This window comes from Variovorax sp. 278MFTsu5.1 (assembly GCF_048305045.1).
GTDB lineage: Bacteria > Pseudomonadota > Gammaproteobacteria > Burkholderiales > Burkholderiaceae_C > Variovorax > Variovorax guangxiensis.
In genome coordinates, this window is sequence record NZ_CP157622.1 from 2,874,274 (window position 1) to 2,896,186 (window position 21,913).

Annotated in this window: 24 protein-coding genes; 14 read left to right on the top strand and 10 right to left on the bottom strand. The window is 68.2% G+C overall.

Annotation, left to right across the window (positions count from 1 at the left end):
• Positions 1-3 precede the first annotated feature (3 nt).
• Entirely contained in the window at positions 4-1,095 is a 1,092-nt protein-coding gene (locus ABL844_RS13320) for an ATP-dependent DNA ligase (RefSeq protein WP_418131600.1), read from the top strand.
• A 10-nt stretch (positions 1,096-1,105) separates the two neighbouring features.
• Here ABL844_RS13320 and ABL844_RS13325 read toward each other — a convergent pair whose 3' ends face one another.
• Complete coding sequence (locus ABL844_RS13325; protein ID WP_418131601.1) at positions 1,106-2,542, bottom strand: PLP-dependent aminotransferase family protein; 1,437 nt, start codon at positions 2,540-2,542, stop codon at positions 1,106-1,108.
• A 91-nt stretch (positions 2,543-2,633) separates the two neighbouring features.
• Between ABL844_RS13325 and ABL844_RS13330 the strand changes: the two genes are divergently transcribed.
• Entirely contained in the window at positions 2,634-3,371 is a 738-nt protein-coding gene (locus tag ABL844_RS13330; RefSeq protein WP_418120094.1) for an NAD-dependent epimerase/dehydratase family protein, read from the top strand.
• On the top strand, positions 3,368-3,898 hold the full coding sequence (locus tag ABL844_RS13335) for a cupin domain-containing protein (RefSeq protein ID WP_375792109.1): 531 nt from the start codon (positions 3,368-3,370) through the stop codon (positions 3,896-3,898). Before ABL844_RS13330 ends, ABL844_RS13335 begins: the two co-directional genes overlap by 4 nt.
• Here the strand turns inward: ABL844_RS13335 and ABL844_RS13340 are convergent, their stop codons facing one another.
• From ABL844_RS13340 to ABL844_RS13350, 3 genes are all read right to left on the bottom strand, one after another.
• Positions 3,899-4,408, bottom strand: coding sequence for a GNAT family N-acetyltransferase (locus ABL844_RS13340; RefSeq protein ID WP_418131602.1), 510 nt, complete (start codon positions 4,406-4,408; stop codon positions 3,899-3,901). It abuts the gene before it with no gap.
• A 20-nt stretch (positions 4,409-4,428) separates the two neighbouring features.
• Positions 4,429-4,785 (bottom strand): DUF2845 domain-containing protein, encoded by a 357-nt coding sequence (locus ABL844_RS13345; protein ID WP_126018622.1) that lies wholly within the window; start codon positions 4,783-4,785, stop codon positions 4,429-4,431.
• A gap of 65 nt (positions 4,786-4,850) precedes the next feature.
• A complete protein-coding gene (locus ABL844_RS13350; RefSeq protein WP_418131603.1) occupies positions 4,851-5,705 on the bottom strand; it encodes a hypothetical protein in 855 nt (284 codons plus the stop codon).
• Between the two features lie 202 nt (positions 5,706-5,907).
• Between ABL844_RS13350 and ABL844_RS13355 the strand changes: the two genes are divergently transcribed.
• The 3 genes from ABL844_RS13355 (at position 5,908) to ABL844_RS13365 (ending at position 7,887) form a co-directional block, all read left to right on the top strand.
• The gene (locus ABL844_RS13355; RefSeq protein ID WP_418120098.1) at positions 5,908-6,378 is read left to right on the top strand and encodes a cupredoxin domain-containing protein; all 471 of its coding nucleotides are present in this window, start codon (positions 5,908-5,910) and stop codon (positions 6,376-6,378) included.
• 119 nt (positions 6,379-6,497) lie between these two features.
• Entirely contained in the window at positions 6,498-7,262 is a 765-nt protein-coding gene (locus tag ABL844_RS13360) for an aminoglycoside 3'-phosphotransferase (protein ID WP_184641969.1), read from the top strand.
• A gap of 244 nt (positions 7,263-7,506) precedes the next feature.
• The gene (locus tag ABL844_RS13365; RefSeq protein ID WP_126020343.1) at positions 7,507-7,887 is read left to right on the top strand and encodes a helicase SNF2; all 381 of its coding nucleotides are present in this window, start codon (positions 7,507-7,509) and stop codon (positions 7,885-7,887) included.
• 106 nt (positions 7,888-7,993) lie between these two features.
• On the opposite strand, the gene ABL844_RS13370 is transcribed toward ABL844_RS13365, so the two are convergent.
• The 3 genes from ABL844_RS13370 to ABL844_RS13380 all read right to left on the bottom strand — a co-directional run bounded on the left by ABL844_RS13370 (position 7,994) and on the right by ABL844_RS13380 (position 9,489).
• Positions 7,994-8,383, bottom strand: a complete 390-nt coding sequence (locus ABL844_RS13370) for a DUF427 domain-containing protein (protein WP_126018631.1) — start codon at positions 8,381-8,383, stop codon at positions 7,994-7,996.
• Between the two features lie 135 nt (positions 8,384-8,518).
• On the bottom strand, positions 8,519-9,151 hold the full coding sequence (locus ABL844_RS13375) for an FMN-dependent NADH-azoreductase (protein WP_418131604.1): 633 nt from the start codon (positions 9,149-9,151) through the stop codon (positions 8,519-8,521).
• 20 nt (positions 9,152-9,171) lie between these two features.
• The gene (locus ABL844_RS13380; RefSeq protein ID WP_369658518.1) at positions 9,172-9,489 is read right to left on the bottom strand and encodes a DMT family transporter; all 318 of its coding nucleotides are present in this window, start codon (positions 9,487-9,489) and stop codon (positions 9,172-9,174) included.
• 109 nt (positions 9,490-9,598) lie between these two features.
• Between ABL844_RS13380 and ABL844_RS13385 the strand changes: the two genes are divergently transcribed.
• The 3 genes from ABL844_RS13385 to ABL844_RS13395 all read left to right on the top strand — a co-directional run bounded on the left by ABL844_RS13385 (position 9,599) and on the right by ABL844_RS13395 (position 11,848).
• The gene (locus tag ABL844_RS13385) at positions 9,599-10,003 is read left to right on the top strand and encodes a winged helix-turn-helix transcriptional regulator (protein WP_184641971.1); all 405 of its coding nucleotides are present in this window, start codon (positions 9,599-9,601) and stop codon (positions 10,001-10,003) included.
• A 2-nt stretch (positions 10,004-10,005) separates the two neighbouring features.
• Positions 10,006-10,989 (top strand): Bug family tripartite tricarboxylate transporter substrate binding protein, encoded by a 984-nt coding sequence (locus ABL844_RS13390; protein ID WP_418131605.1) that lies wholly within the window; start codon positions 10,006-10,008, stop codon positions 10,987-10,989.
• 82 nt (positions 10,990-11,071) lie between these two features.
• Positions 11,072-11,848 (top strand): FABP family protein, encoded by a 777-nt coding sequence (locus ABL844_RS13395; RefSeq protein WP_418120104.1) that lies wholly within the window; start codon positions 11,072-11,074, stop codon positions 11,846-11,848.
• A gap of 46 nt (positions 11,849-11,894) precedes the next feature.
• Here the strand turns inward: ABL844_RS13395 and ABL844_RS13400 are convergent, their stop codons facing one another.
• Positions 11,895-12,812, bottom strand: a complete 918-nt coding sequence (locus tag ABL844_RS13400; protein ID WP_369658516.1) for a LysR family transcriptional regulator — start codon at positions 12,810-12,812, stop codon at positions 11,895-11,897.
• Positions 12,813-12,921: 109 nt separating this feature from the next.
• Between ABL844_RS13400 and ABL844_RS13405 the strand changes: the two genes are divergently transcribed.
• The 4 genes from ABL844_RS13405 to ABL844_RS13420 all read left to right on the top strand — a co-directional run bounded on the left by ABL844_RS13405 (position 12,922) and on the right by ABL844_RS13420 (position 17,859).
• Positions 12,922-14,313, top strand: coding sequence for an acyclic terpene utilization AtuA family protein (locus tag ABL844_RS13405; protein ID WP_418131606.1), 1,392 nt, complete (start codon positions 12,922-12,924; stop codon positions 14,311-14,313).
• The gene (locus ABL844_RS13410; RefSeq protein WP_184641976.1) at positions 14,310-14,675 is read left to right on the top strand and encodes a hypothetical protein; all 366 of its coding nucleotides are present in this window, start codon (positions 14,310-14,312) and stop codon (positions 14,673-14,675) included. The genes ABL844_RS13405 and ABL844_RS13410 overlap by 4 nt, the downstream gene beginning before the upstream one ends.
• Before the next feature lie 50 nt (positions 14,676-14,725).
• Positions 14,726-15,691: a Bug family tripartite tricarboxylate transporter substrate binding protein gene (locus tag ABL844_RS13415; protein WP_184641977.1), complete on the top strand. Its 966-nt coding sequence runs from the start codon at positions 14,726-14,728 to the stop codon at positions 15,689-15,691.
• Between the two features lie 74 nt (positions 15,692-15,765).
• On the top strand, positions 15,766-17,859 hold the full coding sequence (locus ABL844_RS13420) for an alpha/beta hydrolase domain-containing protein (RefSeq protein WP_184641978.1): 2,094 nt from the start codon (positions 15,766-15,768) through the stop codon (positions 17,857-17,859).
• 7 nt (positions 17,860-17,866) lie between these two features.
• On the opposite strand, the gene ABL844_RS13425 is transcribed toward ABL844_RS13420, so the two are convergent.
• Positions 17,867-18,646 (bottom strand): NAD(P)H-dependent oxidoreductase, encoded by a 780-nt coding sequence (locus ABL844_RS13425; protein WP_418131607.1) that lies wholly within the window; start codon positions 18,644-18,646, stop codon positions 17,867-17,869.
• 89 nt (positions 18,647-18,735) lie between these two features.
• On the opposite strand from ABL844_RS13425, the gene ABL844_RS13430 reads away from it, so the two are divergent.
• Positions 18,736-19,629 (top strand): LysR family transcriptional regulator, encoded by an 894-nt coding sequence (locus ABL844_RS13430; protein WP_369658512.1) that lies wholly within the window; start codon positions 18,736-18,738, stop codon positions 19,627-19,629.
• A gap of 4 nt (positions 19,630-19,633) precedes the next feature.
• Here ABL844_RS13430 and ABL844_RS13435 read toward each other — a convergent pair whose 3' ends face one another.
• Complete coding sequence (locus ABL844_RS13435; protein WP_418131608.1) at positions 19,634-21,547, bottom strand: ATP-binding protein; 1,914 nt, start codon at positions 21,545-21,547, stop codon at positions 19,634-19,636.
• Positions 21,548-21,913 lie beyond the last annotated feature (366 nt).

Here is a 21,913-nt window from a genome sequence, read left to right on the forward strand (position 1 = left end):
CAGATGTCGAACACCGCGCAGACTCCGCAGTCGAGCTTTCTCTACTTCACGGGCGCAGGCTCGGACAAGGTCTACCAGGTGCACCTTCGGCCCAAGGGCGACGGCTGGGTGGTCGACTACGGCAACGGCCGGCGCGGCGGCACGCTTTCCACCGGCACCAAGACCAGCAGCCCGGTCGCCTACGAGGCCGCGCTGAAGATCTACGACAAGGTCGTCAAGGAGAAGACTTCCAAGGGCTACACGACCGACCAGTCCGGCGCGCTCTACACCTCCACCGACCTTGCTGGCCGCGTGAGCGGGGAGCTGCCGCAGCTGCCCACGCTGATCCTCGAGGAGCAGGCCGCGCGCTATTTCGACGACCCGGGCTGGGGCCTGCAGGAAAAGGCCGATGGAGAAAACCGCATCCTGCTGATCGAGGGCGAGACTGTGCGCGGCACCAACCGGCGCGGACTGTTCGTCGACATTCCGCAGGCCTGGCTCGCAGCGGCCGCAGCACAGCCTGGGCGCACCGTGATCGCGGGCGAGCACGTGGGCGATGCCTTCATGGCCTTCGACCTCCTGGAGTTGCACGGCGAGGACCTGCGCGGCGCGCCCTTCATCGAGCGATTCGGCCATCTGCGCACGGTCGCGCCGTCGATGCCGTGGATCAGCCTGCTCGAACTCGAGCTCACGGCCGAGGGCAAGCGCCGCCGTGCCGCCGAGCTGCTGGCCGCGCACGGCGAAGGCTATGTGCTCAAGTCGCTCGACGCACCCTTCGCCGCGGGCCGCAGCACGAGCAGCCTGAAGTTCAAGTTCAACCAGAGCGCGACCTGCGAAGTGATCCGCGTCAACGCCCAGCGCTCGGTGGCCGTGGGACTGCGCGACGATGGCGGCGAAATGATCGACCTGGGCAACGTGACGGTGCCGCCCAACGAGGCGCTGCCGGCCGTGGGCACGCTGGTGGAGGTGCGCTATCTCTACCGCTATGCCGGCGGCAAGTTCGAGCAGCCGGTCTACAAGGGGCAGCGGCCGGACATGACGGCGGAAGACGCTGTGCTGTCGCAGGTCACGCGCATCAAGGACCGAAGCGCGGCGGCCGGCGACGACGACGCCTGACGCCGGCCATTCAGCCCAGCGCCGCACGCAGCCTGGCAGCGAGCCGGTTGGCCTCGGCGGCGGTCGCGATGTTGGTGAAGCCCATCAGCAGGCCCTGCGCGCCGGGCCCCGAGACGCCGCGTGCCGACAGCGGCTGGCAGTTGAGCCCCGCCTGCTGCGCGCGGCGGGCCAGCGCGACGTCGTCTTCCTCGCGCCCGTCGAAGCGCGCGATGAGGTGCATGCCGCCGCTGCGCAGGTCGAGGTGCACTGCATCGCCGAAAGCCTTCTGCAGCGCGGCAACGAGCATCGCGCGGCGGCGCGCATAGAGCAGGCGCATCTTCTTCAGGTGGCGCGGGAAGTGGCCCTCGCGCATGAAGTCGGCCACCACTGCCTGCGTGCTCTGCGGGCTGCCGTTCGACCATGTGCGCGCCGATTCCTCGAAGCGCGGGCACAGCGATTCGGGAACGACGAGGTAGCCCAGCGCCAGCCCGGGGAAGAGCACCTTCGAGAAGCTGCCGGCGTACAGCACGCGGTCGTGGCCATCCAGGCTCTTGAGCGCGGGCAGCGGTGCGCCGGCGTAGCGGTACTCGCCGTCGTAGTCGTCCTCGACGATCCAGGCGCCGGCTTTCGAGGCCCAGTCGAGCAGCTGAAGCCGCCGCGCGAGCGTCATCGACACGCCCAGCGGTGCCTGGTGTGAAGGCGTCACGACAGCCATCCGGGCTTCGGGCGCCTTGCGCAGGCCGCGCGCGACGACGAGGCCGTCTTCGTCCACGGGCACCGGCACCGTGCGATGGCCGGCAGCGCGCAACACCTCCTGCGTCGGCGGAAAACCGGGGTCCTCGATCCACACGCGCTCGTCCTTCTTCAGCAGCGTGCGCGCGACGAGCGCGAGCGAGGCGCGGTAGCCGCCCGTCACCAGCACCTGCGAGGCATGGCACGAGACGCCGCGCGACACCTGCAGGTAGGCCGCGATGGCTTCGCGCAGCGGCGGGTAGCCGCCGGGGTCGCCGTAGAACATGTCGGCCGCGTTCATGGCCCGCGCGCGGCGGGCGGCGAGGCGCGACCACAGCTTGCGCGGAAACGCATCGAGCGCCGGGATGCCCAGCTGCATGAGCGGTGGCTCGCCCGGGTGCTTGAGCGCATCGGGCGCCGGCTTGTCGATGCCGCGGGGCGGCTCCCGCCTTGCCGGCCGATGCTGCGGCAGCGATGGCGACACCACCGTGCCCGCCTGTCCGCGAGAAGAGAAATAGCCTTCGCCGGTCAGCTGGTTGTAGGCGGCCTCGATGGTGCCGCGCGCCACGCCGAGCTCGGCCGCGAGGCTGCGCGCCGAGGCGACGCGGTCGCCGGGGCGCAGCGTGCCTTGCTCGATGGCGCTGCGGTAGCGCTCGTAGATCTGCCGGAACAGCGGCGTCTTCCTGGCCCGGTCGATTCCCGGTACGTCCTTCGGTGCTTGGGGCTGGGTCATCATGGCCTGGTCGTTTTGGCGAATCTTGGCTCTTTTGGATGGGGCATCGTAGACCTAAGCTCGTCCTCATGGACAGCCTGGAAGGAAGAATGCAATGAGCGAGAAGGTATTTCTGGCGGGAGCGACCGGCGCGGTGGGCGTCGCGCTGGTGCCGATGCTGATCGAGGCGGGCTACACCGTTCACGGCAGCACCCGGCGCGCGGACCGGGTGGGCGCATTGGAGGCGATGGGCGTGCACCCGGTCGTCGTCGACGTGTTCGACGCGGCGGCCCTGCGCGAGGCGCTGGTGCGCATCGCGCCCTGGGGCGTGATCCACCAGCTCACCGACCTGCCCAAGGACCTGGACCCGGCCCGCATGGCCGATGCCGCCGTCCTCAATGCGCGAGTGCGCACCGAGGGCACGCGCAACCTCGTGGCCGCGGCGCAGGCGGCGGGCGCGAAGCGGCTGGTGGCGCAGAGCATCGCCTGGGCCTACGCGCCGGGGCCGAAGCCCTTTACCGAAGCGCAGCCGCTGGACATCGGGGCCGAAGGCGCGCGCCGCGTCAGCGTGGGCGGCGTGGCCGCCCTGGAGCAAAGCGTGATGGGCGCACATGGCATGACCGCCACGGTGCTGCGCTACGGCCAGCTGTACGGGCCGAACACTTCGACCGAGACATCCAAGGGCCCGAGCCCGCTGCATGTGGAAGCCGCCGCGCGAGCCGCCTTGCTGGCGCTGCAGCGCTCCATGGGCGGCATCTTCAACATCGCGGAGGACGGCAACGAAGTCAGCAGCGAGAAGGCGAAGCAGGCGCTGGGCTGGCGGGCCGAGGCGCGGTCGGGAGCCACGCCGTGAATGCGCTGCCGCTGTTGATGCAGCGCCGCGCGGGCATCGGCTTTGCCGCGCTGGCGTTCGTGGCGGCGGGCTGGGCCTTGCTGCCGCATGCGAGCAGGCAGTCGACGGCGCGGCTCATCGACGACATCTGCAGCACCGTGAGCCGCCCGATGTTCTCGTCGGCGCCCGCGCCCGAAGGCTCCGCCGCCGCCGCGCGGCCGCGCACCTCGGTGAAGGTGATCTCCTGCGAGGCGCTGCCCCATGTGCCCGGCAAGTCGGTGACCACTGCGATCGTCGACTTTCCGCCCATGGCTTACTCGCCGGCGCATCGGCATCCCGGCTCGGTGACGGCGATCATTCTCGAAGGCATGGTGCGCTCGCAGCTGGCCGGTGGACCGGCGGGCGACTACAAGCCCGGCGAGACCTTCTTCGAGCCGCCCGGCACGCTGCACCTGTTCGCGGAGAACCCCGATCCGGTGAAGCACGCCAGGCTGGTGTCGGTGTTCGTGACCGAGGAGAACTGCGGCCCGCTGGTGCTGCCGCCCTGATCAGGCGGTCGCTTCGAAGGCCGCGTGATACGCGACTGTGCCCGATGGCATCGTGCCGTTCAGGAGCAGCGCCTGGAAATACTGCGGCGGTACGCCGGGGTAGACCAGCGCGGGCGTTGCCGCGAAGCCGAAGCGGCCGTAATAGGCCGGCTCGCCCAGTACCACGCAGCCGGCCGCGCCCAAATCGCACAATGCAGCCAGCGCCTTGTTCACGAGCTGCGTGCCAATGCCTTGCCCTTGATGTTCGGGCGCAACCGAAACCGGCCCGAGCCCGTACCAGCCGGGCGAGTCGTCCGAGATGCGCACCGGCGATATGGCGACATGGCCGACGACTTGCCCGCCGGCAATCTCGGCAACGAGCGAGACGGAAAGCTGGCCGGCACTGCGCAACGCGTTGACGATGAATTGTTCGGTGCGGCTCGAGTGTCCGGCATCGAGAAATGCCGCGGCCGTCACTGCCTCGATGGCTGGCGCGTCGGACGCCGCTTCGTTCCTGATCGTGATGTTCATCGTGGTCTTGCGGCTGCCGGCTATCGCATCTTCTCGCCGTCGCGCACCGATTCGACAGCGCCGTTGTAGAACCGGACGATGCCGAGGAAGTTGCCCTGGCCCCGGTGGTACACCCAGTCTTCCATCGGCACGCACTGCTGCGTCACCACCTGCTGCGCCGGGCCGCCCGGGTAGGGCGAGAGCACCCACGCCACCTGCGGCCGGGGCACGCAGACGAACTCCTTCGACATCGGCTCGCCGCATTTCTGCACCACCGAGAACTTGGAATCGCCCACGCCGGAAAGCGTGCCGCCGCAGCTCAGCGACTGGGCCGATGCGCCGCCGGCATGCATGAGGGCGAGAAGACAGAAGAGGGCGCTTGCGGCGAATGTGCGCATGGTGCGAATGGACTCCTTGTGCGGGCTGGGACCGTGGCCGGCTCCGATAGTTTCCCCGGGCTTCATCAGGACCTCGGCCCGCGCAGTCTGGCGACTCCCAAGCCCAGTGCGATGGCCGCGCAAAGAAAGACAAGCAGGGTCAGCCAGATCGAGCGCGTGAACGCATAGGTTCCCAGCGCCGCGCCCGATGACAGCGCGACAGCCAGCCATTCGAGCACCGGGTCGATCCAGCTCCTGGGTTTGCTCTTGCGTTCCTCCGCCTGCCGGGCGTTTCCTTGTTTGCGAGGCGCTCGCTGCCTCGGGTCGGGAAAGATGGCTCTCACCGCCGGCGTGGGCCAGGGGCCGTCCGGCGAGGCGCCGATGCCCGCGAGCTGCCAGACCGGGTCGGTGTCATGGCGCGAGAGATCGGACACGAGCCCGGCGAGCGCGCCGGTGTCGTTCAGCTTGTCGACGAGGGCCAATTCGGAGCGAAGCCACGGCTCGGCATCGGCGGCATCGGGCAGGCCTTCGGTCCGCAGCAGGATGTGGTCCGCGAAGCCTTGCGCGGTCCAGGCCTCGAAGCCTTCGTACAGAGGCCGATAGCGCTCGCCGATGGCCGCGACGATGGCTTCGCGCCGCGCAGCGAGCCGTGACAGCGCCGTAGCCTTGTCGGTGACGAGATAGGGATAGGCGGCTTCGGGGCCGTAGTCCTGCAGGCACTCCTCGCGTTCGATGGCGCTGTCTTCGTCATCGATGTCGTAGGCCTCGACGAAGCGTGCGTGGCGGATGTCGCCTTCGCTGAAGAGCGCCCGCCAGAACAGCGGGAAGAAGGCGTTGGCCTCCAGTTCCCCGCCGTGGCCGAAGAAGCCGCGCCACTCGTTGCGGCTGCCTTCGGGCATGCGTGGCAGCTTCGAGCTGGAAAGGTAGACGGGGTGGGACATCTTTTTCTTCTTCGCTCCAGGATGGCCCCGGGAGGGGGCGGGCGCCATCTTACGGGCGGGTGCGCGGATTACGCCCTTGTAATCCGCGCGAAAGGCGCTGGCCGGATGGGCTTTCCAGAATCCGGTGCGTCGGTCTGACTTCTTTCTTATTCATTCGCCAATCGTCCATCGCGTCCATCGCCACTTCAAGGAGCATCGAATCATGAAACACGCATTCCTCGCCACCTCCGCCTTCGCAACGCTGCTGGCTTTGTCTGCCACCGGCGCGTCGGCCTCGGGCTCGCACAGCGACGCCATCGGCAAACCCGGCGTGGCCGCCAAGGCGACCCGCACGGTCGAGGTCGACATGACGGACAGCATGCGCTTCACGCCCGCCGACATCACGGTCAAGAAGGGCGAGACCGTGCGCTTCGTCGTGAAGAACTCGGGCAAGCTGAAGCACGAACTGGTGCTCGGCACCGCGCAGGAACTGAAGTCGCACTACGCCGCGATGATGAAGAACCCCGAGATGGAGCACGCCGAGCCGAACATGGTGACGCTGGCGCCGGGCAAGACGGGCGAAGTCGTCTGGCAGTTCACGAAGGCAGGGAAGGTCGATTTCGGCTGCCTGCAGCCGGGGCACTACGACGCGGGCATGAAGGGTGTGGTGAACGTGGCGCAAGCCGGCCAGTAGTTGGCGGGATAGGGGAATTGGGCGCGTGGCCGGCGGAACTGGATAGGCTCCTTCGCATGAGTCTGCCCACATCGGCCCTTCCGGATCCCCGTCTCCTTCTTCCCGCATTGCCAGTCGGCATGGAGTGGCTCTGCGTGAATCATGGAGAGTCGGGCGACAGCGTCTATCGCCGCAGCGATGCCTCGGTGTTCGCCAAGGTCTCCGTCGGCGGTGTAGAGTCGCTGGCCGGGGAGCGGCTTCGCACCGAGTGGCTCGCGCCTTTCGATCTCGGGTCCGCGAAAGTGCTCGACTGGCATGCGTCGCACGAGGGCGCTTGCCTCGTCATGAGCGCTGTGCCGGGCATACCGGCCAGCGAGCTGCCGGCCGACAAGCTGCTGCGGGCGTGGCCCTCTATGGCGCGGCGGCTCAGGCTGCTGCACGAAGTTCCCGTAGCGGATTGCCCCTTCGCGCGCCCCCTCTCGGCGATGTTCGATCGCGCTGTCGACGTGGTCGGGCGCAATGCGGTCAACAAGGAGTTCCTGGATCCGGACCAGCAGGACATTCCGCCGCCGCAACTTCTGGAAGTCGTGCGCATGCAGATGCCGCAGCGCCTTGCGCAGGAGGCGCGCGATCGTGTCGTGTGCCACGGCGATGCATGCATGCCGAACTTCATGGTCGATCCGCGGACGCTGCGCTGCACGGGGCTCATCGACCTCGGCCGGCTCGGCACCGCCGACCGGTATGTGGATATCTCGCTCTTTCTTGCGAACGCCCGCGACAGCTGGCGCGGACCCGACGACGAGCTTGCCGCGCGCAGGAGCCTGTTCGACACCCTGGAGATCGGCGAGCCCGACGACGCGCGCCTCGACTTCTATCTGCGCCTGGACCCATTGACCTGGGGCTGATGAAACGCGCCTTCGGGTGCGGCGATTGTTTCCACCGCATGAACACCGCGGTTCTTTTTGCTTCGGGTTTTTACCTATCCGCAGGCTCACAATTCATTTCACAGACCAGCCCACGACAAACAAGCAAGCCAGTCTGGATGAACAGGCCCCGAGCGAGGTGGCTGCCCCCGAGAGGGACGGCGCCCCACCCAAGACCGGTTCGAAACCATCCCGTATGCAAAGAACTGAATTGAAGGAAATCCAAATGACCGCCTCGAAGCTCCTCTCCGCCATCTCCCTCGCCCTGCTGGCTGCCGCCGGTGCCGCCCATGCCGAAAGCTATGACGGCGTGCATCAGCTGACCTCGGCCGCCAGCCGTGCCGACGTTGCCAGCCAGGCTGTGGTCGCTGCGCGCAGCGGCAACCCGTATGCAGACGGCGCCAACCAAGGCCCCGTGCAACTGATCGCATCGACCACCAGCCGCGCCGCCGTCCGTGCCGAAGCAGTGGCTGCCGCCCATAGCGAGAACCCGTATGCCGAAGGCGTGACCTCGCGCGTCGCACCGGTATTGGCCAGCGGCCTCGATCGCTCCACCGTGCGTGCCGCTGCCCGTGCGGCGGCCCGCGGTGACGCACTGCCGCTGTAATCGACCCCAGCGCTGGAAGAAGCGCAAAACAAAAAGCCGGGCCCTGCGAAAGCGGGGCCCGGCTTTTTGTTTGCTTTGCTGAAAGATGCGTGCTCGCGTGCAATGGTCAGTAGACGCGCTCTTCGATCGGGCCGACGCGATCGGGATAGAAGGCCACGTAGTCCTTGAGCTGCGAGACCGAGTCGTACGGCGACTCGTAGGTCCACACCGCATTCACCGAGCGCTCGCCGCCGGCCGGGATGCTGTAGTAGTTGCACTCGCCCTTGTACGGGCAGTAGGTTGCGTGAGAGGTGCGTTCCAGCAGCGACATCTTCACGTCCTTGCGAGGGAAGTAATGCACGGTGCCGAAATGGGCTTCACGCACTGTCAGCGCCTCGCGGGTATCGGCGACGATGCAGCCATCGACCGACACCACCACGCGCAGCGGGTTCGGTGTGATGGTGATGGGATGGTCGGGGCCGGGGGTCTTGATGGTGCGCTCTGCTGTAGCGAACATGGAAAGCTCCTTAGTCCTCAGGTCAGATCGGGTGACACAAGAATCGGGGGATGCGCATATTGCCGCGACCGGATGTCGATTTGAAGTCCCCCGAAAATCAGCCCATTCCCGACGTGGTTAAAGGCCGAATGCCCGTCAGAAGCGCTCTGCAAGCCTTTCGGCTTCATTTCGCGCCCGGGCCAGAGAGGCCTCGACAGCCTGCGGCGATGCGAGCGTCGGTGCCGCCGCTATCTCGGCAACGTCGTGGATTCCGAGGAAGCCGAGCCAGGCGCGCATATACGGTTTCTGGAAATCCTTATCGTGCGACGGCATGCCTACCGGATAGTCGCCCGCACTCGAATAGACGAGGGCTGCACGCTTGCCGCGCAGCAGTCCGCTATAGCCTTCCTGGGGCGTCCAAAGCCAGTTCTCGCCGGGCAAGGTAACGATATCGATGTAGTGCTTCAGTATGTAAGGAATGCCGAAGTTCCACATCGGAAGGCTGAAGACGTATTTGTCCGCGGCATTGAAGGCGCGCGCGAACTGCACGGCGCTCTGCCAGCGGCGCCTCTGGTCCTCGGTGGCACTGGTGGAGCGCAGCACCGCGAACTTGGCTTCGATCATCGTGGCGTCGAAGGCGGGCAGGTCCAGGTCCCAGAGGCGCAACGTCTCGACTTCCACCTCGGGATGCAGCGCCCGATGTTGCTGAAGGAAGTAACGCGCCGTATCCGCGGAGCGCGATCTCTCGCCGGAAGGTGATGCCTCGATGTGCAGGATGCGTGTGGTCACGATTGTGTTTCCTTTCCGCATCACCCATTGACCAGGCGCAGGCCCACGGTGCCGCCGATCACCATTGCGATACATGCAAGCCGCGCGGCGGAGAGCGCTTCGCCGAAGAAGAGCACGCCCATGAGCACGACGCCCACCGAGCCGATGCCGGTCCAGATCGCGTAGGCCGGCCCCAGCGGCAGGTAGCGCAGCGCCCGTGCCAGCAGGTAGATGCTGAGCAACGCGGTCAGCACGCCGACCACCGAGGGCACGAGCCGCGACCAGTCTTCCGATTGCTTGAGCGCGGCGGCCATCGCGATCTCGACCAGGCCCGCTGCCAGCAGAAATATCCAACCCATGAAAAAACTCCTTCGTTGTCGTTGGTTGCTGAAAAGAGGAACCGGATAATTCCGGCCCGGGCACCGAGCTACAAGTACGCACCTTCTGGTAACCATGGGAAATTCAAAGATGCCGTCGAAGAAGAACCTGGATGTGGCAGAGGCGGAGGCAGAAGCCGAAGCAGCCTCCGCCGACGTGTGGAGCGCGGACTGCCCCTCGCGCCGCGTCCTGGAACTCATCGCCAACAAGTGGGCGCTGCTGCTGATTCCGCTGCTGCGCGGCAAGCCGCAGCGCAACAACGAACTGCTGCGCAAGGTGGGCGGCATCTCGCAGAAGATGCTCACGCAGACCCTGCGCGACCTGGAGCTCAACGGGCTGGTGCTGCGCGAGGACCACCAGACCGTGCCGCCGCACGTCGATTACAGGCTGAGCCCTTTGGGCCTGTCGCTGAGCAGGACGCTGATCGCGGTCGACCGATGGGCCGAGGCCAATCATGCGCAGATCGATGCCGCGCGGCAGGAGGCGAGAAAGTGAAGATGAGGAACCCGCTCCCGGCCCTTGCCGTCTTTCTGTTCGCCGCCGCTCTCTCGGCGGGCGCATGGGCGCAGCAGCAACAGGCATGGCCCTCGAAGCCGGTGCGCGTGATCGTCCCCGCGCCGGCCGGCAGCTCGCTCGACCTGATCGCCCGTACGCTCGCCGACCGCCTGCGCGTGATGTGGAAGCAGCCCGTGGTGATCGAGACCAAGGCCGGCGCCGGCGGCCTGATTGGCATGGACACCGTGGCCAAGGCGCCGCACGACGGCTACACGCTGGGCATCGGCTTCAACGGGCCGATCGCCTTCGGACCCTACATGTACGCCCGCATGCCCTATGCGCCGGCGCGCGATCTCATCCCGATCGTGCTCACCACCTCGCAGCCCAACGTGCTCGCGGTGCAGGCCGACAACCCCGCGAACACGCTGCCCGAGTTCGTCGAATGGGCGAAGAAGCGCGGCAACAGGTTCAGCTACGCGTCGGTGGGCGCGGGCAGTTCGTCGCACCTCACCATGGAGCTGTTTCGCAGCGCGACGCACATCGAGGCGGTGCACGTGCCGTACTCGGGCTCGCCGCCGGCCGGTCTCTCGCTCGCGGCCGGCGACACGCAGGCGCTGTTCACGGTGGCGCCCGCGCTGCTGCCGCTGATCCAGGGGCAGCGCGTGAAGCTCATCGCCATCACGAGCGCGAAGCGCTCCGAGCTCATGAAAGACCTGCCGACCGTGGCCGAGTCGGGCTACCCCGGATTCGAATCGCTGGCCTGGAACGGCCTTTTCACCGCTGCCGGCACGCCGCCCGAAGTGGTGCAGCGCATCAACGCCGACGTCAATGCCGTGCTGCAGGAGCCCGCGGTGCGCGAACTTCTGGCCAACCAGGGGCTGGTGGCGGGCGGCGGTTTGCCCGAGGAGTTCAGGGCCTTCATCGATGCCGAGGGGCGCAAATGGGGCGCGATCATCGCGAAGGTCGGCATCCGGCTCGACCAGTGAGCGGCAGGCGAGTCAGGGAAGCCGAAGGTTGATGAGCGACACTCCTGCCCCATACAGCAAGCCCCATCGAGGAGAGAAGAACATGGAACAGCAGCAACCCGCGACGCAATTCCCGCGCGACATTTACACAGAGCCGGAACCCGATCCGAACACGCTCGCCAACCTGGGCCCGCTCACCGCGCTGGCCGGCATCTGGACCGGCTCGGCCGGCCACGACGTGAGCCCGAAGGAGGACGGCCCCGAGGCCGAGGCCTACATCGAGCACGCGGAGTTCCAGCCCATCGATGCGCAGACCAACGGCCCGCAGATCTTCTACGGCCTGCGCTATCACCTGCGCATCGTCAAGCCCGACGACGTGGAGACCTTCCATGACCAGGTCGGCTACTGGCTCTGGGAGCCCTCCACCGGCGCGCTGATCCAGACGCTCACCATTCCGCGTGGCCTCACCGCCATGGCCACCGGCCGTGCGAAGGCCGATGACCGCAGCTTCAGGCTCGAAGCCGTGCGCGGCAGCGAGAACAACGGCATCGTGGACAACCCCTTTCTGCAGCATGCGTTCAAGACGCTGCGCTACGGCATCGAGGTAACGGTGCACGACGACGGCAGCTGGTCGTACGAGCTCGAAACGGTGCTCGAGGTGCTCGGCAAGCCCGAGCCCTTCAGCCACACCGACCGCAACACGATGCGCAAGATCGGCGAGCCAACGCCGAACCCGACCGCGCTCGCCGCGATGAAGGCGCAGGCGGAGGCCGCGGTGGAGTCGGTGGTGGAAGCCGCGGTGGAGGCGGTGGCGGCGACCGGGAAGGCAACGGACAAGGCGACAGGAACGGGCACCGAGGCTGGCACCGAACCAGCCTGAACCGTTTTCGATTCCTCCTGAGGCGGCGAGCAGCGCTCGCCCGCCTTCAGTCCAGCCGCAGCGACCCGAGCCGCTCCACGATGAGGTCGTGCAGCGTCTGCGCCGCCACCGACAGGCTGCCCTCGCGCCGCTGCACCAGGTAGAGCGTGCGCGTGAGCGAAGGCAGCGGCAGCGGCCGCGTCACCAGCGTTTCGCGCTGGAAGTGGAAGAGCGTGAGCGCGGGCACCACGCTGATGCCCAGGCCGGCTTCGATGAGGCCCATCACCGTGGCGAGATGTTCCACCTCGAACACCGAGTTCAGCCGCTGCGGATGCAGCGCCGCGTCGAGCGCCTGGCGCACGCTGCTGTTGCGCGTCATCTGGATGAACGGGTGCGGCGCGATCTTCTTCAGCGTCAGGCGCGGTTCGTGCGCGAGCGGGTGGTCGGCGCGGCACACGAGGTGGAAGCGGTCGGTGCACAGCCTGCTCGCGCGCAGGTCGCTGTCGGCCGTGCCGCCCGCGCCCGAGGCGGCGAGCGCGAAGTCGGCCTGGCCGCTGCGCACGAGCGCGATGCAGGCGTCCGACAGTGCATCGTCCAGGTCGACGCGGATGCCGGGCCACGCCTGCATGAACTCGGCGAAGACGGCGGGCAGCCAGCCGGCCGCGAGCGAGGGCAGGGCGGCCACGCGCACACGGCCCTTGCGGCGCTCCACGTGATCGGCAAGGTCGTCCATGGCGCTGCCCATGTCGTCGAGCAGCCGGCGCGCCGAGCTTTCGAACAGCCGGCCTTCGGGCGTGAGCTGCACGCTGCGCGTGTCGCGATCGAACAGGCGCGTGCCGACGGCATCTTCGAGCGTGCGGATCAACGCGCTGAAGGCGGGCTGCGAGAGATGGCTGCCCTGCGCCGCGCGCGTGAAGTTGCGGTGCTCGGCCAGCGCGAGAAAGGCGCGCAACTGGCGCGTGGAGAGGTCGGGCGTCTTTCGCATGTCTGTCCTGTCTCTGGTGCCGGTAGCTGGCTTCTTATTTGAAAAGCAGATCAATCGATCCGTATTTTCGATTTTACGGATGAGAACACGCTGCCTACAGTGCACGGCGATGAATCCCATAGACACGCCAACGCTGCTGATCGGCTGCGCCGCAGGCTTCTCGGGCGACCGCACCGACGCCGCCGGACCGGTGGTCGACACGCTGATCGCGCGGCTGGCCGCAGGGCCCGAAGGCCGGCGCGCCTTCCTGATCTTCGAGACGCTGGCCGAACGCACGCTCGCGCTGGCCCAGCTGCGCCGACGCGACAACCCCGAGGCGGGCTACGAGCCGCTGCTAGACCCCATGCTGCGGCCCGTGCTGGCGCGCTGCCTGGCGCACGGCATCCGCATCGTGAGCAACTTCGGCGCGGCCAATCCGCGTGCCGCTGCCCGGCATATCGCACGCATGGCGCGCGAGTTGGGCGCGAGCGCGCCGCGCATCGCAGTGGTGGAGGGCGACGACCTGTCGGGGCCCGAGCATCGCGCGATGTTCCAGGAAGCTCTGGGCGCACGGATGGAAGGCCTGCGCGTGGTCAGCGCCAACGCCTACATTGGTGCCGAGCCCATCGCCGCTGCGCTCGACGCGGGCGCGCAGATCGTGGTGTGCGGCCGCGTGGCCGATCCGTCGCTGACTGTCGGCCCGGCCATGTCGCACTTCGGCTGGCGCGCCGACGACTGGAACAGGCTCGCCCGCGCGACCATGGCGGGCCATCTGCTCGAATGCGGCGCGCAGGTGTGCGGCGGCTACTTCGCCGATCCGGGCTACAAGGACGTGCCCGGCCTGGAGTCCGTCGGCTTCCCCATCGCCGAGATCGACGCCGAAGGCCGCTGCACCATCGGCAAGGCCGACGGCACCGGCGGCCTCGTGAGCGAGGCGACGGTGAAGGAGCAACTGCTCTACGAGGTGCACGACCCGGCCGCCTACCTGACGCCCGACGTGGTCGCCGACATCTCCGAGGCCGAGGTGCACGCGCTCGACGGCGCCGACCGGGTGGCGCTCTCGGGCGTGCGCGGCCATGCGCGGCCTGAGCGCTACAAGGTCAACGTGTGCCATGAAGGCGGCTGGCTGGCCGAGGGCGAGATCTCCTACGCCGGCCCGCGCGCCGAGGCCCGCGCGCGGCTCGCGGCGGAAGTGCTGAGAAAGCGCCTCGACGGCCTCTCGCTGCGCGTGGACCTCATCGGCGCGCTGAGCATCTTCGGCGACGACGCCGGCCGCGCGCTGGCGGACACCCCCGATGCCGGCCTGCGCGACGTGCGCCTGCGCGTCGCGGCCTCGCACACCGAGCGCGCGCAGGCCGAGCGGCTGGCGCGCGAGGTGATGGCGCTCTACACCTGCGGCCCGGCGGGCGGCGGCGGCGTGCGTACCGCGCTCACGCCGCGGCTCAACACGCTGTCGTGCCTGCTGCCGCGCGAGGCGATACCGGTGCGCTTCGCGCTGCTCTCGCAGGAGGAACTGGCATGACGAACACGGCAGACACCATCGAAGTGCCGCTGTACCGCGCCGCCCACGGCCGCACTGGCGACAAGGGCGACCGCTCCAACATCAGCGTCATCGCCTGGCATGCGCAGCTGTATCCCATGCTGGTCGAGCAACTCACGCCCGAGCGCGTGGCGGCGCAGTTCCACCACCGCTCGCCCTCACAGGTGCAGCGCTTCCTGCTGCCGAAGCTCGGTGCGATGAATTTCGTGCTCGACGCGGTGCTCGACGGCGGCGTCAACGACGCGTTGAACCTCGATGCGCACGGCAAGGCGCTTTCCTTCCTGCTACTCGACATGCCGGTGCGCGTGCCGCGCGAATTCGAGCCGCTGCTGGCGGGGCCGTAGCAAAGACTTTCCCCTTTCTTTTTTCATCTGACCCATACGGAGACAAAACAATGAAGCTGTTCCCCCTCGCCGTGCTGGCCGCCGCCATCGCCGTGGCGCCGCTGTTGGCCCAAGCAGAGGCCTTTCCCGAGAAGCCCATCACCTTCGTCGTGCCCTTCGCGGCGGGCACCGCCACCGACCAGATCGCGCGGGCGCTCGGCACGCAGATCACCGCCGAAACGAAGCAGGCCGTGGTCATCGACAACAAGGCGGGCGCCAGCGGCTTCATCGCCTCGCAGAGCGTGGCGAAGGCGCCGGCCGACGGCTACACGGTGCTCATCACCACCAACACCACGCACGCCGCCAACGAGCACCTGTTCAAGAAGCTGCCCTATGACCCGGTGAAGGATTTCGCGCCCGTCGCCGCGCTCGGCAAGGGCGGCCAGATCATGGTGGTGAACCCCAGCTTCCCCGCGAAGAGCGTGGCCGAGTTCATCGCGCTCGCCAAGAAGGAGCCGGGCAAGTACAGCTTCGGCAGCGGCAGTTCATCGAGCCGCATGGCGGGCGAGCTGCTGCAGCAGATGGCCGACATCAAGCTGCTGCATGTGCCTTACAAGAGCAACACGCTCGCCGTGACCGACCTGCTGGGCGGGCAGATCAACATGATGATCACCGACACCGCCACCGGCCTGCCGCAGGTCAAGGCCGGCAAGCTGCGCGCGCTGGGGTTCTCCAGCGCCACGCGCTCGGCGCTCGCGCCCGACGTGCCCACCATCGCCGAGGCGGGAGTGAAGGGCTACGAGATGGGCTACTGGTTCGCCGCCTACGCGCCCGCGAAGACGCCGCCGGCCGTGGTCAAGCGGCTCAACGAGCTGCTGGTGAAGGCCGCGAAGAGCGAAGCCGCGAAGACCGCGTTCTACGAGCCGACCGGCACGGAGGTGTTCACCAGCTCGCCCGAGGAACTGGCGAAGTTCCAGGCCGGCGAGTCGCAGAAATGGGGCCGCATCGTGAAGGCGGCCGGCATCGAGGCCGAGTGATCTGACGGCCCGCACGCCGTAGCGGGGATCGGCGCCGCACGCATACAGAAGATCCACAACGAAGGAGACAAACCATGAAACGCTGGAGCCTCAGGGCTGCCACGGTGGCTTCGGCCGCCCTTTTTCTTCTGAGCGCCTGCGGCGGAAGCGGCGGAGGAGGGGGCGGCCTGCTGCTGCCGCCGTCCGCCGGCACGCCGCCTGCCACCACGCCGCCCGCGGCCGCCACGGCGCCGAAATACAAGCTCGCCATCACCGCGACGGAAGACGTGGCGGGCACCTTCGGCAGCGTCGGTGCCTACGAGAAGATCACCGGTACCTTTACCGGCGAGGTCGACCCGAAGGACGCGCGCAACGCGATCATCCAGGACCTTCAGCTCGCGCCGCTCAATGCCAACGGCAAGGTCGAGTACACCTCCGACTTCGTGCTCTTCAAGCCCAAGGACATGAGCAAGGCCAGCGGCGTGCTGCGCTACGACGCGCCGAATCGCGGCAACATCGTGAACCTCGATCCGTACTTCGCCTCGCGCGGCTACGTGTTCCTCACGGCCGCATGGCAGGGCGACGTGCCGGCGGCAGCCGGCAAGCTCACGCTGAAGGTGCCCGTCGCGAAGAATGCCGACGGCAGCATCATCACCGGCACCTACCGCGCCGAACTGCTGCCCACCGCGGCCACCAACGATTCGCTGCCGCTGCCCGGCGGCCCGTTCAACGCGGCGATGCAGGCCTACCCGACCGCGAGCCTCGACAACACGAAGCCCGGCTACGTGCTCACGCGTCGCATCAACGAAGGCGATGCGCGCCAGCTCATTCCCGCGAGCGACTGGAAGTTCGCCAAGTGCAGCGCCGCCACGCCGTTCCCGGGCACGCCCGACGAGACGAACGTGTGCCTGAAGGACAAGTGGGACCCGGCCTACCTGTACGAGCTGGTCTACGTCGCGAAGGACCCGAAGGTCATGGGCCTGGGGCTCGCGGCGCTGCGCGACATGATCAGCTTCTTCCACCGCGACGCGAGCGACTCGTCCGGCACGGCGAACCCGGTGGCCGCGGCGATCAAGAACACGATTGCCTCCGGCGTCTCGCAGTGCGGCAACTTCATGAAGACCTTCGTGCACCTGGGCTTCAATGAGGACCGCGCGGGCCAGAAGGTGTTCGACGGCGTGTTCGCGCAGATCGCGGCGCGGCAGACCAACATCAACATGCGCTTCTCGATCCCGGGCGGCGGCGGCGGCGTGCGTGCCGACCACACGGCCTTCGGGCAGGCCGGCACGCGCGGGCTCTCGAAGGACTACGTGGACGACGTGGCCCAGCGCCGTGGCGGCATCCTGTCGCGCTGCGAGGCCAGCGGCACCTGCCCGAAGCTCTTCATCGGCTTCAGCGGCACCGAGTTCTACGTGCTGCAGGGCTCGCCGCTGCTGACCGACGCCTGGGGCACCACCGACCTCGTGCAGCCCGCGAACGCCCGCGTCTACTACTACGCGAGCACGCACCATCTGCTGGGCCTCGCCTCGCTGCCGGGCCCGAGCGCCGGCGCGCTCTACGCGACCAACGGCAATGCCGGCGTGATCCCGGTGGTGCGAGCGCTGTACCAGAACCTGGAAGACTGGGTCGTCAAGGGCACGACGCCGCCTGACAGCCAGGTGCCGAAGATCGCCGACGCCACACTCGTGCGGCCGCAGCAGGTCAAGTTCCCGGCCATTCCCGGCGTGAGCTACACGGGCCTGGTCAACAACTACTCGCTGCTCGACTGGGGCCCTGGCTACCGCCCGCAGGACGAGAGCGGCATCGCAACCCAGGTGCCGCCGGCCTACCTGGGCCGCGACTACGCGATCCTGGTGCCGCAGGTGGACACCGACGGCAACGACCTCGCCGGCATCCGCAGCCTCGACGTTGCCGTGCCGCTGGGCACGAACACCGGCTGGAACTACACGGGCGTGCCGGGCCGCATCGACCAGGCGGGCCTGTTCGGCTCGTACTTCCCGTTCGCCAAGACGGCTGCCCTGCGCGGCGCCGATCCGCGCCCCTCGCTGCAGGAGCGCTACACCGACCAGGCCGGCTACGTGGCCGCGGTGACGGCGGCCGCCAACGACCTGGTGGCGAAGCGCTTCATGCTGCGCGTGGATGCCGATGCGGCCATCGCGAACGCGGTGGCGAATCCGGTGCTGCCCTGAGGCTGGCTCAGCCGGCGGTGTGCGCCGCGAAGCCCGTCTTGCCCGGCGCGATGTGCTCGCGCAGGGTGAGCGCGGGGATCTCGTAGTCGCCGGCATTCTGGCGACGGAACGGAATCGGCTCGGCGGTGAAGAGCGTGTCGAGCCGCTCGCCCAATTCCTGCGTGATGCGCGCATACGCGGCCTCGTCGACCTTGCGGGTACGGTGCACCACGTAGGGCGGCAGCACGTCGAAGCCGGGGTAGTAGAGGATGCCGTGGTGGATCGGGAAGAGCAGGTCGTCCATCGGCCCGTTGATGCCGCGCGGCGCGTAGTGCGAGGCCCAGCCGCCGGTGGTCACGACCAGCATGGCGCGCTTGCCGGCCATGACGCCTTCGCCGAAGCGGTCGCCCCAGTGGGTGTCGGAGTGCTCGCCGACGCCGTATGCGAAGCCGTAGGCATAGATACGCTCGATCCAGCCCTTGAGGATGGCGGGCATCGAGTACCACCAGAGCGGGAACTGCAGCACCACCGCGTCGGCCCAGAGCAGCTTTTCCTGCTCGGCGGTGATGTCGGCGGTCTGCGTGCCGGCCTGGAAGGCCTGCTGCGAATCGAGGGCGGGGTCGAAGCGCGTGGCGGTGTCGCGCGCCGGAAAGTCGTCGGCGTCGAGCGCGGGTTTCCAGCGCATGGCATAGAGGTCGGACACGCGCACCGTGTGGCCGGCGGCCGTGAGGCGGTCGACCATAAAGCGGTGCAATGCGCCGTTGAGCGAAGCTGTTTCGGGATGGGCGAGTACGAGCAGGACGTTCATGATTTCTGGAAGGTTCGAGTGGAGATGCCCCCAGGTTAGGTGCCGTGGCGATATATTGGAAATGAATAGTCTGAATTCCAGGAATTGCCATGAACAATTTCAGCCGCCTCGACCTGAACCTGCTGGTCACGCTCGACACCCTGCTGGCCGAGCGCAACGTCACGCGCGCCGCCGAGCGGTTGAACCTGTCGCAGCCTTCGGTGAGCGTGCAGCTGGCCAAGCTGCGCGAAGTCTTCGGCGATCCGCTGCTGCTGCCCGCGCAGCGCGGCATGCGGCCCACCGCGCGGGCCGACGAACTGCGCGAGCCGCTGCGCGAAGCGCTGGAGGCGCTGGGCCGCGCGGTGGCGCCGACGCGGCCCTTCGAGCCGGCCGAGGCCAGCACCACCTGGCGCGTCGCCGCGGCCGACTATGCCGAGTCGGCCATCCTGCTGCCGTCGCTGGCCGGGCTGCGCGCCGCGGCGCCGAACACGCGGCTGGCGGTGGTGGAGGCCGTGCCTTCGCGCATGGCGCGGCAGCTGGAGAGCGGCGAGATCGACCTGTTCTTCCACACCAGCGTGGGCGCGCCGCCGGGCCTGCACGCGCGGGTGCTCTTCAACGAGCGCTATGTGCTCGTCGGCCGAGCCGGCCATCCGCGCCTGAAGCGCCGGCCGACGCTGGCGCAGTTCTGCGCGCTGGAGCACGTGGTGGTGTCGCTGGCCGGCGGAGGCTTCGCGGGGCCCACCGACGAGGCGCTGGCCGAGAGGGGCCTGGCACGCCGCGTGGTGCTGTCGGTGCCGCACTTTCTCTTCATGATGTCGGCGGTGGCCGGCACCGACATGGTCGCGATGCTGCCCGAGCGGCTGGCGCGCAGCGCACCCGGGCTGAGCGTGGTCGAGGCGCCGCTGGAGGTGCCGGGCTACGAAATGGCGATGCTCTGGCACGAGCGCCGGCATCGCGATCCTGCGCACCGGTGGCTGCGCGAGCAGATCGCGTCGAGTCTCTGAGCCGTCAGGCCACGCCCAGGACCCTGCCGGCCCCGGCCGTGCGCTCCAGCGGGAGCCAGAGCACGAAGCGAGTTCCTGCGGCGCCGGCCTCCCAGCTCACGGTGCCCCCGATTTCCTGCGCGCGACGCTGCTGGTTGCGCAGGCCGCGGCCGCCGCGCCGCAGGGCTTCGCTCACGTCGAAGCCGCCGCCGTTGTCTTCGACGATCACGCACACGCCTTCGTCCACAACGGTGGTGCTCACGCAGATGGTGGTCGCGCGCGTGTGGCGCAGCACGTTGGCCACGCACTCCTGCACGATGCGCAGGATGTGCAGCGCGCCATCCGGGTCCAGCCAGTCGAGGGCGGGCACGGGCTGCACTTCCCACTGGAGCGCGATGCCGGCGCTCTCGATGCGCGGCGCGAGGCGGAAACGCATGGTCGCCAGCAGCAGCAGCAGGTCGGCGTCGACGCTTTCCATGGAGTCGATCACCAGCCGCAGGTCTTCCATGCAGCCCTTGAGCACGTGGGAGATCTCGGCCTCCGTCATGGCGCCGCGCTCCACCGAGCGGATCGCGCTGATCAGCGATGAGCCCAGCCCGTCGTGCATGTCCTGCATCAGGCGGCGGCGTTCGGCGCTGAGCATGTGCTGGTTCTCGCTCGCGCGAAGGCGCTGGTAGCTCTGCTCCAGTTCGGCCTCGCGCTCCTTCAGCCGCAGCGCCAGGCCCCGGTTGAGCCGGCCCACCTCGGCGAAGGCGCCGGTGTAGCGCTGGAACATGATGTACGAGAAGACGAAGAACAGGCTGATGATGGCGTAGGGCGACATGTACACGCTCTCCGGGCTCACCAGGTTGTTCTGCAGCAGTCCGTCGTAGGAAGTGAGCGCGAGCGCGAACACCGTCCAGACCGCCACCAGCCGCCCCTCGGTCTGCTGGGTGCCCAGCGACTTGCGCAGGTTGACGGTGAAGATCAGCACCGCCACGGGCAGTACCGCCAGGTTGAGCAGCGGCGTGAACAGGTACAGGCTGACGATCTTCGACGACAGGTGCGGCACCGTGGAGACGCTGCAGGCCACGGCCAGCGTGACCGCGATGCGGGTGAGCCACACCGAGGGCTGCTGGTGCAGGCGCTGCAGGAAGAGGTGGATGAGGATCACCAGCCAGAGCAGGCTGGAGACGGTCATCCATTCGAACCATTCGTCCGAGATCGGTATGTAGCTGCCGCCCGCGTAGTAGTGCAGCGTCCTGAAGAAGGCGAGCGCCGAGATGGCGAAGAACAGCAGGTAGAGCAGCTCGCGCCGACGGCCTACCCAGACCGCGAAAGCGAAGGCGCCGACCGCGAGGAAGGCGGCGCTGCCCATGAAAGGCAACTGCACCTGCAGCAGCTGGCGGATCTGGTAGCGCCAGCTCAGCGACTCTTCGCTGCCCACCCAGACGGTGGAGAAGCCGCTGCCGCTGTTGCGCAGGCGGTCGATGCGGATCAGCACGGTCTTCGGCGGCGGCGTGTCGGCGGTCGGGTTCAGCGGCAGCAGCAGCGGATGGTTGTAGCCGTTGTGGATGGGGCTGCCATGCGACTGGTAGAGCAGGGTGCCGTCGCCGTACACCGCGATGTGGCCCAGTGTCTTCCAGCGCGGGAGATAGAGCAGCTGAGGCTCTCGCACCGAAGCCCTTCCGGACAGGTCGATGCGGTACCAGTCGGTCACGGTGCGTGCGCCGCTGCCTTCGTCGGGCACCAGCTCGCGTCCCACCGTGTACGGGAGGTTGACCTTCCTCCAGCCTTTTTCGGGCAGTGCCGCCTCCTGCGCGTTGCGTGGAGGCGCGGTGTAGCCGCTGCCCGGCACGGAAAGCAACTCGGCCCGGCTGATGTGGAGGGCCTCGCCGTCCTGGGGCGACTGCCGTGCTGCCGTCTCGGCGGCTTGTGCGCTAGACAGGAGTACCGGCACGGCGGCCAGCAAAAGCTTTGCGATCCGCCTGCCGATTCGCCAACAGCTCTTGCTGCCAAGCCTCATAGATCGCTCTGCCTTGGAAGTCGCTTCTTTGTGATTTGCACCGGCCCGAAATCGCTGCGTTGCGGCTTCGGGCCGTGGAGCCCGGATCCCGCCCTCGCGAGACGGGCGCGATTATGTTCCCCGTCGAATACGCGCGCGATTACGACCTCTAACACGGCCGCGACCCGGGGCGGGCCGCGAGCCGGGGCCGTGCACAACGGGTGCCCGGCGGGGTGTCCGACGGGTGGTGCGCGGCATAGGCCGTCCGTCGAATGCACAGCGACGGCGGCATTGCCTAGCATGGAAAGGACGCCGCTTTCC

Coding starts and splice junctions, on each gene's coding strand:
- ABL844_RS13380 (WP_369658518.1), bottom strand. CDS start 9,489: ATGGGTTGGATATTTCTGCTGGCAGCGGGCCTGGTCGAGATCGCGATG.
- ABL844_RS13360 (WP_184641969.1), top strand. CDS start 6,498: ATGGAGTGGCTCTGCGTGAATCATGGAGAGTCGGGCGACAGCGTCTAT.
- ABL844_RS13345 (WP_126018622.1), bottom strand. CDS start 4,785: ATGCGCACATTCGCCGCAAGCGCCCTCTTCTGTCTTCTCGCCCTCATG.
- ABL844_RS13390 (WP_418131605.1), top strand. CDS start 10,006: ATGAGGAACCCGCTCCCGGCCCTTGCCGTCTTTCTGTTCGCCGCCGCT.
- ABL844_RS13370 (WP_126018631.1), bottom strand. CDS start 8,383: ATGTTCGCTACAGCAGAGCGCACCATCAAGACCCCCGGCCCCGACCAT.
- ABL844_RS13415 (WP_184641977.1), top strand. CDS start 14,726: ATGAAGCTGTTCCCCCTCGCCGTGCTGGCCGCCGCCATCGCCGTGGCG.
- ABL844_RS13420 (WP_184641978.1), top strand. CDS start 15,766: ATGAAACGCTGGAGCCTCAGGGCTGCCACGGTGGCTTCGGCCGCCCTT.
- ABL844_RS13365 (WP_126020343.1), top strand. CDS start 7,507: ATGACCGCCTCGAAGCTCCTCTCCGCCATCTCCCTCGCCCTGCTGGCT.
- ABL844_RS13330 (WP_418120094.1), top strand. CDS start 2,634: ATGAGCGAGAAGGTATTTCTGGCGGGAGCGACCGGCGCGGTGGGCGTC.
- ABL844_RS13385 (WP_184641971.1), top strand. CDS start 9,599: ATGCCGTCGAAGAAGAACCTGGATGTGGCAGAGGCGGAGGCAGAAGCC.
- ABL844_RS13395 (WP_418120104.1), top strand. CDS start 11,072: ATGGAACAGCAGCAACCCGCGACGCAATTCCCGCGCGACATTTACACA.
- ABL844_RS13430 (WP_369658512.1), top strand. CDS start 18,736: ATGAACAATTTCAGCCGCCTCGACCTGAACCTGCTGGTCACGCTCGAC.
- ABL844_RS13425 (WP_418131607.1), bottom strand. CDS start 18,646: ATGAACGTCCTGCTCGTACTCGCCCATCCCGAAACAGCTTCGCTCAAC.
- ABL844_RS13340 (WP_418131602.1), bottom strand. CDS start 4,408: ATGAACATCACGATCAGGAACGAAGCGGCGTCCGACGCGCCAGCCATC.
- ABL844_RS13410 (WP_184641976.1), top strand. CDS start 14,310: ATGACGAACACGGCAGACACCATCGAAGTGCCGCTGTACCGCGCCGCC.
- ABL844_RS13320 (WP_418131600.1), top strand. CDS start 4: ATGTCGAACACCGCGCAGACTCCGCAGTCGAGCTTTCTCTACTTCACG.
- ABL844_RS13400 (WP_369658516.1), bottom strand. CDS start 12,812: ATGCGAAAGACGCCCGACCTCTCCACGCGCCAGTTGCGCGCCTTTCTC.
- ABL844_RS13350 (WP_418131603.1), bottom strand. CDS start 5,705: ATGTCCCACCCCGTCTACCTTTCCAGCTCGAAGCTGCCACGCATGCCC.
- ABL844_RS13405 (WP_418131606.1), top strand. CDS start 12,922: ATGAATCCCATAGACACGCCAACGCTGCTGATCGGCTGCGCCGCAGGC.
- ABL844_RS13355 (WP_418120098.1), top strand. CDS start 5,908: ATGAAACACGCATTCCTCGCCACCTCCGCCTTCGCAACGCTGCTGGCT.
- ABL844_RS13325 (WP_418131601.1), bottom strand. CDS start 2,542: ATGATGACCCAGCCCCAAGCACCGAAGGACGTACCGGGAATCGACCGG.